This window comes from Roseateles sp. (genome assembly GCF_047654805.1).
Classification (GTDB): domain Bacteria; phylum Pseudomonadota; class Gammaproteobacteria; order Burkholderiales; family Burkholderiaceae_C; genus Pelomonas.
Genome location: NZ_JASGIV010000001.1, coordinates 3996103 through 4010568, shown reverse-complemented (window position 1 = coordinate 4010568; position 14466 = coordinate 3996103). Strand labels below are relative to the sequence as shown.

Below are 14466 nucleotides of genomic sequence, written 5' to 3'. Positions count from 1 at the left end.
TCCTCGATGGGTTATTCGTTGGTGGCGGACAGCACTTCTTCCAGCGTCGTGACGCCGCCGCGCACCTTCACAAGGCCGGACTGGCGCAGGTCGCGCACGCCTTCCTTCTTGGCCTGCTCGGCGATGTCCATCGCCGTTCCCTCGGCCAGGATGATGCGCTGGATGGGCTCGGTGATCGGCATCACTTGGTAAAGGCCAAGGCGGCCGCGGTAACCATTCGTGCAGTTGTTGCAGCCCACGGCACGGTAGGGCTTCCAACTGCCGTCGAAGTCCTCTTCGGCGAAGCCGGCCTTGAGCAAGGCCTCGCGAGGGTAGTCCGCCGGCTGTTTGCAGTTCTCGCACAGTCGCCGCACCAGGCGCTGCGCGGTGATGAGCAGCACGCTGGAGGCGATGTTGAATGGCGCTACGCCCATGTTCAGCAGCCGCGTCAGCGTCTTGGGCGCGTCATTCGTGTGCAGCGTGGACATGACCATGTGGCCCGTCTGCGCGGCCTTGATGGCGATGTCGGCCGTCTCCAGGTCACGGATTTCGCCGACCATGATGATGTCCGGATCCTGGCGCAGGAAGGACTTCAGTGCGGCCGAGAAGTTCAGCCCCGCCTTGTCGTTGACGTTGACCTGGTTGATGCCGGGTAGGTTGATTTCGGCCGGATCTTCGACGGTGGAGATGTTGACGCCAGGTTGGTTCAGGATATTCAGGCAGGTGTAGAGCGACACCGTCTTGCCTGAGCCGGTCGGGCCCGTCACCAGGACCATGCCGTAAGGACGGTAGATCGCTGCGAGCAGGCGCTCCTTCTCGATCTTCTCGTAGCCCAGCGCATCGATACCCAGCTTGGCGGATGACGAGTCCAGGATACGGATAACGATCTTTTCGCCGAACAGCGTGGGCAGTGTGCTGACGCGGAAGTCAATGGACTTGGCGCCGAACTTCAGCTTCATGCGCCCGTCTTGCGGCACGCGGCGCTCGGCGATGTCGAGCCGGGAGATGACCTTGATGCGCGAGGACAGCTTGTCCTTGATGGCAATGGGCGGCTGCGTGATCTCGCGGAGCTCGCCGTCGACGCGGAAGCGCACTCGATAGTGGAATTCGTAGGGCTCGAAATGCAAGTCGGAGGCGCGCAGGTTGATTGCGTCCACCAGCATCTTCTGCAGGAAGCGCACGACAGGTGCATCCTCGACGTCGGCCAGCTCGGTCGACTCCTGCTGCGGGGTGGTCTCCTCTTCGGCGATGTCGAAATCGAAGTCGCCACCGGCCATGGACTCCAGCGTCTCGGTCGCGCTGGCGCCGGCGCTGCTCAGCAGTTTGGCCAGCTTGTCGTGCTCGACGATGACCCATTCGGGCTGCAGCTGCGTGGCGAACTTGATGCGTTCGATGACCTCGAGATCGGTCGGATCGGCGCCACCCACCAGAAGGCGATTGCCGCGCCTGGAGAGCGCGACGACCTGATATTGCTGCATCAGCTTCGCGTCGAGCACGTTCTGCGGCATGCGCTGCGGGTCCATCGCCGCCAGGTCCAGCAGCGGCAGCGCCAGCGCGCCCGACATCGTGTGCGCCAGATCTGCCGGCGATACCTGACCGCTGGCGATCACCGCGTTGACGAAGCTGGTCTTCTTCTCGCGCGCCTGCTTGACGAGATCCTCGGCGACCTTTGCCTGCAGCTTGCCGGCGTGCACCAGCATGCGCGCGACCCCCGACAGGGCGGACTGGAGCGGCTCGGCTAGCGTGGTTTCCACAGGCAGTTGCGTCGGCGACGGAAGGGGCGAAGTCCGTCGATTGTGCCAGTCATGGGCCCGCCAAGAGGGGGGCTGGCTCGCCCCTTGCACCGTGAAGTTTGTCGCGGGTTGGTGGTCTCGGCGCCGTGGGGATGCGTTGCAGGGGGGCGTGGCCCGTCCGGGTTCCGGCCATGGCTCTTCCGGCCGATGGCGCGATGGCGGCGGCTGGCTAACCTGCCGCGGCTCCCGTGCTGGCGTGATGGAACGCCGCGCGCCAGTCCGTCACGCAACCACCCATGCCCACCACCCACTCTCGCTTCGCCGCCTGGCTCCGTCCTGTCCTGGTATTGCTCACCCTGGCCTTATTGGCCGATCACGGTGTCGGAGCAGGTGCCACCGCCGTCGCAGCGCCCAAGCCGCGGTTCAGCGTCTCGCTGGATCGCAGCCACGCCATCACCCAACCAGGCGGGCAGGTGACCCTGACCGTCACCGTGCAACGTGAGGCCGGTTTCAACGAAGGAGTGCAGATCTTCGTCGAGGGGTTGCCCGCAGGCGCCACGGCGGCGGCACTGCGCGTCGAGTCGGGCAGCAACACGGGCACGCTGATGTTGCAGGCCGCCGCGGATGCACCGCACTCCCTGCCCACGGGCGCGGCCGTCAGGGGCAAGGGGGGCGGAGTGACAAGCGCTGCACTGCCACTGACCTTCACATTGCGTGGCGCCGCCGGCGATGTCGACACCAGCTTCGGCGGCGCCCGTCTGCTGGCTCCTGGTGGTCTCACGGACGATTACGTGCGCGGTGTAGCAGTGCAGGCGGATGGCAAGCTCGTCGTGGCCGGTTTCGGTGTCTTCAGCACTGCCACGGGCACCGATTTCATGCTCGTGCGCTACCTGCGCGACGGCGGCCTGGACTCCCGCTTCGGCAAAGGCGGCAAGGTCAGCACAGCCTTCGGCAACGCCGGGCGCAGTGACGAGGCTCAGGCCGTGGCGGTGCAGCCCGACGGCAAGATCCTCGTCGCCGGCAGCAGCGATCAGGGTGCCACCGGCTACGACTTCGCGCTGGCCCGCTACCTCCCCGACGGTATGCTGGACACGGGCTTCGGCCGCGACGGCCGCGTGACGACCTCCTTCGGCAACGGTACCGACAAGGCCTATGCCCTCTTGCTGCTTCCTGACGGCAGGATCGTGGTCGGCGGCGACAGCCACCAAGGAGCCAACGGCAGCGACTTCGCGCTGGCACGCTACAACCCCGATGGCAGCCTCGACGCCAGCTTCGGCAACGGTGGCAAGGTGCTGACAGCCATCGGCAGCGACAGCTCCCGCGAGACGATCTACGCGCTGGCCCAGCAGACCGTGGCCGGCGTTGCGCGCGTCGTTGCGGTCGGCGGCGAGGGCGACTTCATCGCCGCGGCCTACCGCGCCGATGGCACGCTGGATGGCGGCTTCGGCAAGGCCGGCATCGTGCGCGGCCTGTTCGGCAGCGTCACCGGCGCGGCGCGCGGAGTCGTTGTCACCGAAGACAACGAGCTTATCCTGGCCGGTCACCGCGACCATGACTTCGCAGTCGTGCGCCTGCTGCCCGACGGCCGCCTGGACACGGGCTTCGGCACGGCCGGCCGCGTCGTGGCGGCCATCAGCGCCAGCAACTGGGATGAGGCGACCGCCCTGGTGCGGCAGTTCGACGGCCGGCTGCTGCTGGGGGGCTGGGTGTACACCGGCAACAGTTCCAGCGCCGACACCGTGCTGCTGCGCCTGAACGCCGACGGCAGCCGCGATGAAGGCTTCGGTCCTGGTGGCGTGCGCATTACACCCGTAGCCGCCGGCAATCGCACTGATGCCGGCCGCGCGTTGGCCTTGCAGCCCGACGAGCGCGTGCCCGCCATGCGCGTGTTGCAGGCCGGCGAGGCCAGCGGCAGTGGCGACCTCGACATCCTTCTGATGCGTCACTGGCTCTGATGTCGGGCAGGCCGGCGCTTCCTAGAATCTGTCCGCCTTCCGCCACCGCGCATGGACATCCAGACGACGCCAGCCTCGCTCAGCAAATACCGCATCCCGCGTGCCCGGCGGGATGCGGTGGCTCGCCCCGCGCTGCTCGCGCGCACGCTGGCACTGGCGGCACAAGCCCGGCTGGTGCTGGTGCAGGCGCCGGCAGGTTTCGGCAAGACGACGTTGCTCATGCAGCTTTCTGCGGCGCTGGCCGCGGCACCTGGTGGCGAGGTCGTCTGGGTATCGCTTGACGCCGAAGACAACGACACCAACCGCCTCTTCGCTGCGCTGTTCGGCGCGTTGGCGCCGCTGGACCTTCCTTGGGCCGTGCCGCCCGACACCGTGCTGGCCCAACTGCAGGACGCCAGCCCCGCCGCGCGCACAGCGCTGGGCCCGCTGATCGACGCCTTGGGGGCGCGTCCCGAAGCCCGCATCGCGCTGGTGCTGGACGACCTGCACCACGTGACTGACCCTGCAGCGCTGCAGTTGCTGGATGCACTGCTCTCGCGTGCCCCCCCGGAGCTTTGCGTCTTCATCGGCAGCCGCGTGACACCGCCGTTGTCGCTGGCGCGCTGGCGGGTCGGTGGCGAGCTCGTCGAGCTGGGTTTCGAGGATCTGCAGTTTGACCTTGATGCCGCCCAGGCGTTGTGCCAGCTGCGCGGGTTGGAGGCCATGTCCGATGACGCGCTACGCGCTGCGCTGGCCCGCACCCATGGCTGGGCCGCCGGGCTGCAGCTGATGTTGGGCAGCGCCCGTGGCGCCCGCGGTGATGGCAGCGCACCGCCGCTGCTGATCGGGCCTGCGGCCCACCGCCACCTGTTCGACTACTTCGCCCAGGAGGTACTGGCCGGGTTGCCCGTTCCGCTGCAGGACTTCGTGCTGCACAGCAGCGTGCTGCCTGAGCTCAGCCCGTCGCTGTGCCAGGCCGTCACCGGCCGTGCCGATGCGACCGCCGTGCTGGACGGGCTCTACGGTCGCCAGCTTTTCATCACCGCGCTGGACGAGACCGTGCCGGTGCTGCGCTTCCACGACCTGTTCCGCGACTTCCTGCGCGGCGAGCTGGACCGCCGCCAGCCCGGCCTGGCGGCTGAGTTGCATGCCCGTGCTGCGGCCGCCGAGACGCGCACCGAACGCGCCGTGCCGCATTGGCTGGCCGCTGAGCGCTGGCCCGAGGCGCTGGCGGGCTTGCGCCGTGTCGCCGACGGACTGCTGGCCGTCGGCGGCACTCAGCGCTTGGAGCGCTGGCTCGACCAGTTGCCGCCCGACTGGCGCGAGCAGCATGCTGAGGTGGCCCTGCTGCGCGGCCTGTGCGCCTGGTCGCGCTGGGACTGGCTGCGTGCCCGCGACGAATTCCAGCGCAGTCATGACGCCTTTGAGCGCGACGACCGGAGTCACGACCGTTTCCTTGCGCTGGGCATGCTGGGCGCTTGCCACAACGCGATGGGGGACATGCAGCGCTGCCAGGAAGCCCTGCAATCCGCAGCAAGCGCCGGGTTGCCCGCCGCGCTGCAGGTGGCCTTCGACTCGCTGGGCTCCTGGAACGGTCTGGCCAGGGGCGACACCGCCACGCTGTTGCGCTCCCTCAGCGCGATGGCCGACAACGCCACTCTCGCGCCGGAGGCACGCTACCCCAACATCGTGGACATGGGCTACGGCCACTTCATTGGCGTGCCAGGCGCGCGCCCTGTGATGGAGCGGCTGCAGCGGCTGTGCCGGGCTCGCGCGCCCGGCCCCGGCCTCGGCGAAACCGAAGTCCAGGTGCCCGCGCTTGGCGCCTGGCTTGACTTCTGGCATGCCGAACCCGGGCAAGCCCGCGAGGCGCTGCAGGCGCTGCTGCAGCTGCAGCGCCACCTGCCGGGCGCCGTGATGCTGACCATAGGCGCCCAGCACCTGAACGGCCTGCATCTCGCAGTGCAGGGGCGCACCGCTGAGGCGATCGCCGCCCTGGATCAGGTGCAGGACACGATGACTGCCGGCCACAGCAGCGGCTGGCGGCGCACTTACTTGCACGTGCAGGCCCGCATCCACTGGCGGGCTGGCGACGTCGATGGTCTCGCCGCGTTGCTGCCGGAGCTGACCGCGCCGCGCACCGCTCGCGAGTGGCCGGTGCTCGATACCGGTGCTGCCCTCGTACAGGGCTTGCACGCGCTGCTTTGCGACGACCTCGCCGCCGCGCGCGGGCATCTGGAGCGCGCAGTTGAGCGGCAGCGCCAGGCCAGCCTGCTGGCCTTCCTTGGCGACGCCCGTCTTGGCTTGGCCGCATGCTGTGCGGCCCAGGGTGACCCGGACGCCGCCGCCGCCTGGCTGGACGAAGTGCTGGTCGACGCGGCCCGCGACGAAGGTTGGGGCGTGCTGCTGCTGGAGCCACCCGCCCGGCTGCGGACGCTGTGGCAGGCCACCGAAGGCCGGCTGCAACTACCCGCCGCCAGCCTTGCGGCGCTGCGCCAGCGGCTGGCCGCCTGGCAGCAGGGGACGGATATGCCAGTCCGGCCTGCACCGGCGGATGGCCTGCTGTCGGAGCGTGAGTGCGAGGTGCTGGCGCTGCTGGCCGAGGGCCAGAGCAACAAGCTGATTGCACGCGCGCTCGATCTGAGTCTGCACACCGTCAAGCGACATGTCGCCAACATTCTGACCAAGCTTGCCGTCGACAGCCGCACGCAGGCCGCCGCCTACTGGCACCGTCGCTGAGCGCCAGGCCGTGGCCCGCGACGGGTCCCGCGATGGCTCCACCGAGCGATGCCAGCCGGACCGCAGGTTCCGAAGATGTCGGTCAACGCCACCCGCTGGCACCGACCGATCTTCCTGGAGTCCCGATGTTCTTGCTTCGACGCTTCGCGCCGCTGTGCGCGGCTCTGCTCGTCCTCGCCGGCTGTGGCGGTGGGGGCGAATCCGCCGTGCCTGCGATCCCTGCCGCTCCTGCTCCACCGACTGCGCCCACTCCACCCGGCCCCAGCGCCAGCATGGCGGCGCAGTCCGGTTCGGCCCAGCACAGCACCGTCACCTGGACCGGCGGCAGTGCGGGTAGTGCGTGGCGGTTGGAGCGCCGCCAGGGGAACAATGGTGACTACACCTTCGTCGCCGAGGTCGACAGCGGCACAGGCCTGTGGCTGGACGGCGGCCTGAGCGCAGATACCACCTATGCCTATCGTCTCAGCAGCGTTGATGGACGTGTGCTGGCCACGGCCAGCGCGCGCACCGGCACCGAGGCCGCGCTGATGACGGCCGCGCCCGCGACGGTGGGCAACGGTGTTGCGCTGCCCGTCACGCCCACCACCAGCCGCATCCGGATCGCGGACGGCAGCGTGCAGCTGGACTTGCCCGCCGGCAGCCTGAGCCAGTCCGGTACGGCGGTGCTGCAGCCCATCACCAATCCGCTGCCCGATGGCAATGGGCTGGGCATGAGCTTGAGCCTGCCCGAGCGCCCATCCCGCATGCTGACGCTGTCACTGCGCTACGGTGCCGACGAGGATGTCGACGAAGTGCTGCAGGATCGCATCGCGCTGCGCCAGACCGACGGCAGCTGGTGGCTGCTGCCGCTTGCTGTCCACGATGAGGCGCAGCGCCTGCTGCAGGTCCGCGTGCCTCCCGCTCTCTGGGTCACCCAGTCGGGAGCGTCCGCCCAGTTGGCGCGGGCGGCAGCCGCGACCGTGCCTGGCGTTAAGGGCGAGTTCGTGCGCGTGAAGGCCCACAAGCTGGTGCCCGCTGCGACGGCCGTTCGTGTGCTCGGCAGCCAACGCTTCGTGCCGGTCAGCATCTATGTGATGCAAAGCGATTCCTGTGGCGAGGCGCCCGAGGACGACCTGTGCGTGCCGCTGCCCATCGTGCGTGATGTGCAGGTGCCCGTGCTGAACAGCAAGGCCGGCTTTCAGCGTCAATGGACGCTGCAAGGCAGCACGGCGCCCGCGGCCAGCTTTGGCACGCTGGCCGTCGAGCCCAGGGCTGGCGTCGTCTACACCGCGCCGGCGCAGGCTCCGGCCGCCAACCCCGTCACGCTGCGCTTCCAGAGCGTCAACAGCAGCAACGGGCGCCGCCTGGTGCTGAGCGCCAGGATCCGCATCGCCGAGGACGCCTGGGTCGGCACGCTGAAAGCCCTCGTCGGTGACCTGCTGGTCAGCCACGAGTTCCAGCTCGACACGCGCTGGAGTCTTGACGGCGCCCAGAGCACCGCGACACGGCGCGTCTACCGCCCCAGCGGCAATGCCAGCCACGTCTACTCGATGGCGGATCCTGTCTGCACGCACGCGGTCTCTCCCACCCGGGTCGCGCTGGCGCAGGCCGACACCACCGGGCAGCTCGTCGTCGACGAGTCCAGCAGCCCGGCGCGCTATGCGCTGGTGCTGAGCACTGTCTGGAATTCCTCACTCTCCGTCACCTGTCCGCGCGGCAGCTCCAGCACACCCACCAAGGGCGGCCATGTCTGGTCCGCCGAGGGTGTCATAGCCAACGGTCGCATCGAGGGTTCGGATGACGGCCTGGGCGAGCGCAGTTGGTCGCTGGGGCGTCCGCAATGAGTGCCGCCGTCCACCATGGGCGCCCCGTCATCGCCATATTCGGTGCCACCGGGGCGCAGGGCGGCGGGCTGGCCCGCGCACTGCTGCGCGACCCCTGGCGGCGCTTCGCGGTGCGTGCGCTGACGCGCCAGCCCGGCGCCCGCGCTGCGCGCGCGCTGGCCCAGGCCGGCGCCGAGGTCGTGCAGGCCGATCTCGACCGCCCCGGCACGTTGGGCGCCGCGCTTGACGGCGCCTACGGCGTGTTCGGTGTCACCGACTTCTGGGAGCACTTCAGCCCCGAACGCGAGCTGCGCCAGGCCGCGCAGATCGCCAGCGCGGCCGCGCTGGCACGCGTACGGCATGTAATCTGGTCCACCCAGGAGGACACGCGTCCCGGTCCCGGTGCCGGGGAGTGGGCCGTGCCGCAGATGGATGCGAAGGGGCAGGCCGACGCGCTGTTCCGCGCGCTGCCGACAACCTATCTGCTGCCTTCGTTCTACTGGGACAACTTCATCCATCTCGGCCTGCACCCGCAGCGCGAGGCGGACGGCCGCCTGCTATGGCCGTTGCCGCTCGGCGGCGCGCGGCTGTGCGGCATTGCGGCCGAGGACATCGGCAACTGTGTCGCGGCGCTGTTCGTGCAGGGCGAGGCGGTCGTGGGCGAGCGCATCGGCCTGGCCGGTGAGCAGTTGAGCGGCCCGCAGATGGCCGACGTGCTGTCGCGCATGCTGGGCGAGCCGGTTTACCACGAGGCCATCACACCCGAGGCCTTTGGCCGCCAGCCGTTCCCCGGCGCTTCGGAGATGGCGCGCATGTTCGCCTACCAGCAGGCCGAGGAGACGGGCTATTGCGCCGCGCGCGCGCCCGAAGTCGCTCGCGCGCTGCACCCTGGATTGCTGGGCTTTGCTCAATGGGCTCAGTCGCGTGCCGACGTGTTGCGCCATCTCGCTGGGGCACCGAAGGAGCGGGCATGAGAGTCGCCATCACCCTCGCCGCAGTGCTCGCCGGCATGGCGCTCACGCTGCCCGCTCAAGCCGCGATCGATTGCTGGATCGACGCACCCCATCCGCAGACGGCCGACCGGCTGTCCAGCAGCCATGTCAGCGTTGCACCGCTGCAGCAGGCCCTGCAGCGGCTCAACGCGCAGTTGCACCGCCAGCCGGCTCTGCAGGCGCTCCCGCGTTCGCGCCTGCGCAGCAGCTGGCAGATCGCCGGCCAGTGGACGCTACCGGCCCGCGGCGCCCACTTCTTGCTTCGCGACCACCGTGAGTCCATGTGGCTGGGCCCTTGCGATCTCGTCAAGGGTGCGGACCGACTGGAACCGCGCGCCTCTATCGTCGTGCAGGTCAACCAGCCGGAGACTTTCTTCGCCACGGCCGTGCCTGAGCTGCGCGACGAGCAGCTGTCTGCCTGGCGCGAGATCCTCCCGACCGATCAGGTGCAGGGCCGGCCGCTCTACGACGGGCACATGCTGGTCATCACGGCGGACGGTCGCCTGCCCTGGGTGCCCGTGACGACCGCGGACTATCTCGACTTCACGGAGCGCGACCTGATGCGGCGCCACGCCGAGGCCATGGCGGCCCAGGCCAGCCAGCAGGCTGCCCTGGCGCCGGCCGCAAGGGAGGCACAGATCCAGCGCGTGGTGGAGGGCATGCGGCGTGTGGACCCTGCCCAGGCCACACGGCTGGAGCAGGAGCTGCGCGCCAACCTCGCGGCCGAGACGCGCGCGATCGAGGCCGCCTCGGCACGGCGCCGCAGCCGGGGGGGGACGACGACCCCGTAGGCCGCCAGCTCGACAAGCTGCGTGCCTACCGCAGCCGGTTGAGCGCAGTGGAACTCGCCGCCCAGGCACGCCTGGGCCTGAACGGCCTGCAGGACGATGTTTACCTGGCCGACCGTTATCCGGCCTTGGTGCGCCCGGACCCCGACTATCCGTGGGACCGGATGCAGCCGAGCCGACCGCAGATGCTGATGGTGTCGGTGCGTGGTACCGGCGAGTTCGAGGCGCCCATGGCCGAGGTGCTGCGCCAACTGGACATCGGCGCGCTGGAGGCGCTGGTGCGCAAGGCGCCCTGACGGGCCGCCGCAGCAGGCTCATCGCCTTTGCTGGCGCCGAGAATGATGAGCCCTCGCAGACTGCGAGGGCTTCGTTGGTTCGATCTCCGTCTCGGTCTGATCGGGCTCAAGTACTGCCTGCTGCGAATGGCCGGGCCAGCGCTGCTGCTGCGAGGGCAGCCCGACCTGCGGCGCGTGGTTCGACCACGTAGGCTTGGACGACGTCGAGCCTGGGTCAGGCGAAAGAAGGCTGCTACGTCTGCGAAGGAGATGCTCCTGTCGATGAGAGGAGACCCCTGCTGGCCAGAGGTGGTGCGGTGCTGCAGACCCGAGGGCGTATCGGCCTAAGGAGATGTCTTCTCGTTATCTGCCAAAGGCGATATGTTGAAAATATCTGCCAAGTCAGATATTTTGCAGATATCGGCCAAAGCCGATAAGCTGACGGCATGGATTACCCCGTTGCCCTCTCCAGCCAAGTCAAACAGTACTTGCGCTCACTGCGCAAGTCACGAGGTTTGACTCAGTCGGACCTTGCCAAACGCCTCGGCGTCGGCCAGTCGCGAGTGGCGGACATCGAAGCGAATCCTGGGTCAGTCAGCGTCGACCAACTGCTTCAGGTTCTTGCTGTACTCAACGCTCAACTGGTCGTGCGAGACGCACACACGCTGCCAATGGATGTCGCAGCCAGCGACCCTCGGAAACGGAAGACGTCGCCGCTCACCGATACAGGGGCTGCGGACCCGCCTCGCGACCAAACAGACCCTCCCCAAGGGCAGTGGTGAGCAACGTGCGCGCGAGAGCTCTTCGTGGCTGACAAGCTAAGCAAACTTTGGGTATGGATGAACGGCGAGCACGTGGGCGTATGGCATCGCGGCCGTACAGGAAACCATCGCTTCACCTACGAGGCAGCTTGGCTGAACTCGCCTCGAGTGCGTCCTCTGTCTTTGTCGATGCCCATTACGCCCGACAGGACTGTATCGGGGGACGTCGTCTCCAACTACTTCGACAACCTGCTGCCTGACGGCGAACAGATTCGCAAGCGCGTTGCAGCGCGGTTCAAGACGAACTCCATCGACGCCTTCGAATTACTGCAAGCGATAGGGCGCGACTGTGTGGGTGCCGTCCAGTTGCTGCCGCCCGAGACCGCGCCTAACGGCTTCGACCGTATCGAGTTCGAGCCCATGAGCGATGCGGCCATCGAGCAGCATCTGCGCGGCGTCGTCAGCACCTCTGGCATTGGCGGAGAAGACGATGTCGAAGACTTTCGCGTCTCCCTTGCAGGCGCGCAGGAGAAGACGGCGCTGCTGCGTCTGGACGGCCAATGGTGCAGACCTCTTGGCGCCACGCCAACAACGCACATCGTCAAACTGCCTTTGGGGCTTGTCGGCGGGCGTCGGCTAGACCTCATGCACTCCGTCCAAAACGAATGGCTCTGCGCCCAGTTCCTGCGCGAGCTCGGACTTCCGGTGGCCGAGACCGAGATGGTGCGATTTGGCGAGCAGTTGACCTTGGCGGTCGAGCGCTTTGACCGCGCTTGGGCGACGAGGCCGACTGACGGGCAACGCTGGATTGCCCGGTTGCCGCAGGAAGACTTCTGCCAGGTCTTGGGACTTCCACCTTTGGCAAAGTACGAAAGCCACGGTGGACCGAGCGTGGTGCGGTGCACCCAAGTCCTGCTGGGTGGCCAGGCGCCGCAGGCCGACGTCTCCAACTTCCTGCGCACGCAGTTAGCTTTTTGGCTCTTGGCTGCTACGGATGGGCATGCCAAGAACTTCTCCATCTTTCTACTTCCCGGCGGGCGGTACCGAATGACCCCGCTCTATGACGTCATCTCCGTCTGGCCGGTCGTCGGAAACGCCGCCAATCAAGTGCCATGGCGAGCAGCCAAACTGGCAATGGCTATCCGGTCCAAGAACGTGCACTACAACCTTCACGGCATCCAGGCGCGCCATTGGCGTGGTGCCGCCGAGAAGTCGGGGGTGGCGAATGTATGGGACGACATGTTGATGCTGTCGCAGCGCGTGGAGCCGGCGATAGCCGCGATACAGGCAAGGTTGCCGGCGGACTTTCCTCCGCGAACTGCAGACGCTGTGTTCGAGGGAGTCCGAGCGCAGTTGAAGCGATGGGAGCAGGAGGTAGACGCCCTCTAGCGGACAGCTAGCGGCCCCGGCTGAGCCGGCATTGGCGGCGTCGAACAAAGCCGATCAAAGACGATTGAAGATGGTGTCTGCTCACAAAGCTGCTGCGCGCACGCCACAGCATCTGGCTTCTTGTCGTGAGGGAGGTCTTGAAGAGGTCGCCAGGGTTGGCGACGGAGACAGTGAAACGAGACCGGTTTTCGATGGTGGACATTGCCAACTCCATGAAGTTAATGGAGTCAGGTCTAGTCCCCGGTCTTAGTAAGGTGTGTGTCGCTGCGCTGAGGACACCACTTCTGCCACTGATTTGCCACCAGTGGTTCTTGAGACTCGGAATCCACTTTCGTAAGCGGTTGATTCTCAAGGAAATTTCTGGTCGGGGTGAGAGGATTCGAACCTCCGGCCTCTACGTCCCGAACGTAGCGCTCTACCAGGCTAAGCTACACCCCGATGTCGTCTTGCTATGCGGCTTCAGGAATGCCGCTCAACCGACTGAATTGCGAATTCTAGCAGAGATTCTGTCCACTTGTTGGGAGGCAGCAGCTTGAGGCAGTCGGCCGCATGCCGGGCCTCCGTGCGTGCTGCCTCGCGCGTCGATTCCAGCGCGCCCGTGGAGCGCACGATGGCAACGATCTCCTGCAGTTTCTCCTGCTCGCCTTCCTCAATGGCGTGGCGAAGCAGTGCACGCTGTTCGGGCGTGGCGCGCTCCATCGCGATCAGCAGCGGCAGCGTCGTCTTGCCCTCGCGCAGATCGTCGCCGATGTTCTTGCCGAGTTCGTGGGCGTCACCCTCGTAGTCCAGCACATCGTCGATGAGCTGGAAGGCCGTGCCGAGCGCGCGGCCATAGGCCGCGCAGGCTTCCTCGACCTCGGGCGTGGCCTTGGCCAGCACGGCGCCCAGCCGGGCACTGGCTTCGAAGAGCTTGGCGGTCTTGAAGCGGATCACGCGCAGATAACTCTCGACGGTGATGTCCGGGTCGTGCATGTTCATCAACTGCAGGACCTCGCCCTCGGCGATGACGTTGGTCGCCTCGGCCAGCACTTCCAGTACGCGCATGCGGTCCACCGACACCATCATCTGGAAGGCGCGCGAGTAGAGGAAGTCGCCCACCAGCACGCTGGCTGCGTTGCCGAACAATGCATTCGCAGTCGGCTTGCCGCGGCGCAGCGAGGATTCGTCGACGACATCGTCATGCAGCAGCGTGGCCGTGTGGATGAACTCGACGACGGCCGCCAGCTCGAAGCGCGCAGCTTGATCAAAGCCCAGCGCGTTGGCGAACAGCAGCACGAGCTTGGGCCGCATGCGCTTGCCGCCCGCATGGACGATGTAGTGGGCGATCTGGTCGATCAGCGCCACGTCGGAGCTGAGGCGCTTGGCGATGACGGCGTCAACCTGCGCCATTTCGGCGGCAAGCAGGGCGAGGACCTCGGCGACTTGGGATGGGGGCGAGGCAGTCTCGACGCGCACTCTGGACTCTCAAGCTAGGGATCCGGGGATTATAGGAAGGGCGTCCACCCCTGGCCGGCTCGTGCCGGCTGCTGGCGGGTGTCGGGAGGCTTGCAGCGGGGCGGTGTCGCAGGCCATTGCCTGCCGGCCAAACATCAGGGTATACTCGCGGGCTCTTTGCAGTTCGTGCGCCTTGGTGTGCCTGCTGCAAGGGGACACAAATCGACAAAAAGGCCCGACGAGGGCGGCGGTGCAGGGCGTAAGTCGGGCACTGAGCTGCTGGAGCCGGGTGGATGCACCTCGGGTGCGAAAGGAAGAACATGTACGCGGTCATCAAAACCGGCGGCAAGCAGTACAAGGTTGCTGCTGGCGAAAAGATCAAGGTCGAGTTGCTCGACGCGGAAGTTGGCGCTGAGGTCACTCTCGACCAGGTGCTGGCAGTTGGCAGCGGCGATGGTCTGACGGTCGGCGCTCCGCTGGTCGCTGGAGCCTCGGTCAGCGCCAAGGTCGTCAGCCACGGCAAGCACGACAAGGTTCGCATCTTCAAGATGCGCCGTCGCAAGCACTACAAGAAGAGCCAAGGCCATCGCCAGAACTACACCGAGCTGGAAATCAGCGCGGTCAACGGCTGATCCCTCTC

The 14466-nt window shown here is 67.4% G+C and carries 11 protein-coding genes and 1 tRNA gene; 9 read left to right on the top strand and 3 right to left on the bottom strand.

The annotated features are described in order from the left end of the window. Positions 1-11: 11 nt before the first annotated feature. On the bottom strand, positions 12-1679 hold the full coding sequence (pilB, locus tag QM732_RS18175) for a type IV-A pilus assembly ATPase PilB (RefSeq protein WP_415659411.1): 1668 nt from the start codon (positions 1677-1679) through the stop codon (positions 12-14). 329 nt (positions 1680-2008) lie between these two features. Here pilB and QM732_RS18170 point away from each other — a divergent pair, with 329 nt between their 5' ends. The 8 genes from QM732_RS18170 to QM732_RS18135 all read left to right on the top strand — a co-directional run bounded on the left by QM732_RS18170 (position 2009) and on the right by QM732_RS18135 (position 12392). Further along, positions 2009-3667, top strand: a complete 1659-nt coding sequence (locus tag QM732_RS18170; RefSeq protein WP_415657502.1) for a hypothetical protein — start codon at positions 2009-2011, stop codon at positions 3665-3667. Positions 3668-3718: 51 nt separating this feature from the next. Next, on the top strand, positions 3719-6385 hold the full coding sequence (locus QM732_RS18165) for a LuxR C-terminal-related transcriptional regulator (RefSeq protein WP_415657501.1): 2667 nt from the start codon (positions 3719-3721) through the stop codon (positions 6383-6385). A 125-nt stretch (positions 6386-6510) separates the two neighbouring features. Next, positions 6511-8208 carry a hypothetical protein gene (locus QM732_RS18160; RefSeq protein ID WP_415657500.1) on the top strand — a complete coding sequence of 566 codons (1698 nt, stop codon included), beginning with the start codon at positions 6511-6513 and terminating at the stop codon, positions 8206-8208. Next, entirely contained in the window at positions 8205-9161 is a 957-nt protein-coding gene (locus QM732_RS18155; protein ID WP_415657499.1) for an NmrA family NAD(P)-binding protein, read from the top strand. The genes QM732_RS18160 and QM732_RS18155 overlap by 4 nt, the downstream gene beginning before the upstream one ends. Further along, entirely contained in the window at positions 9158-9970 is an 813-nt protein-coding gene (locus tag QM732_RS18150; protein WP_415657498.1) for a hypothetical protein, read from the top strand. Before QM732_RS18155 ends, QM732_RS18150 begins: the two co-directional genes overlap by 4 nt. A gap of 47 nt (positions 9971-10017) precedes the next feature. Beyond that, complete coding sequence (locus QM732_RS18145; RefSeq protein WP_415657497.1) at positions 10018-10263, top strand: hypothetical protein; 246 nt, start codon at positions 10018-10020, stop codon at positions 10261-10263. A gap of 425 nt (positions 10264-10688) precedes the next feature. After that, positions 10689-11024 carry a helix-turn-helix domain-containing protein gene (locus QM732_RS18140; protein ID WP_415657496.1) on the top strand — a complete coding sequence of 112 codons (336 nt, stop codon included), beginning with the start codon at positions 10689-10691 and terminating at the stop codon, positions 11022-11024. A 57-nt stretch (positions 11025-11081) separates the two neighbouring features. Next, a complete protein-coding gene (locus QM732_RS18135; RefSeq protein WP_415657495.1) occupies positions 11082-12392 on the top strand; it encodes a type II toxin-antitoxin system HipA family toxin in 1311 nt (436 codons plus the stop codon). A gap of 361 nt (positions 12393-12753) precedes the next feature. Here the strand turns inward: QM732_RS18135 and QM732_RS18130 are convergent. Together QM732_RS18130 and ispB are read right to left on the bottom strand one after the other, a co-directional pair. Beyond that, positions 12754-12830: transfer RNA gene (locus tag QM732_RS18130), tRNA-Pro, on the bottom strand. Between the two features lie 21 nt (positions 12831-12851). After that, entirely contained in the window at positions 12852-13781 is a 930-nt protein-coding gene (ispB, locus tag QM732_RS18125; protein WP_415659410.1) for an octaprenyl diphosphate synthase, read from the bottom strand. Positions 13782-14146: 365 nt separating this feature from the next. On the opposite strand from ispB, the gene rplU reads away from it, so the two are divergent. Continuing rightward, on the top strand, positions 14147-14458 hold the full coding sequence (gene rplU, locus QM732_RS18120) for a 50S ribosomal protein L21 (protein ID WP_415657494.1): 312 nt from the start codon (positions 14147-14149) through the stop codon (positions 14456-14458). Positions 14459-14466 lie beyond the last annotated feature (8 nt).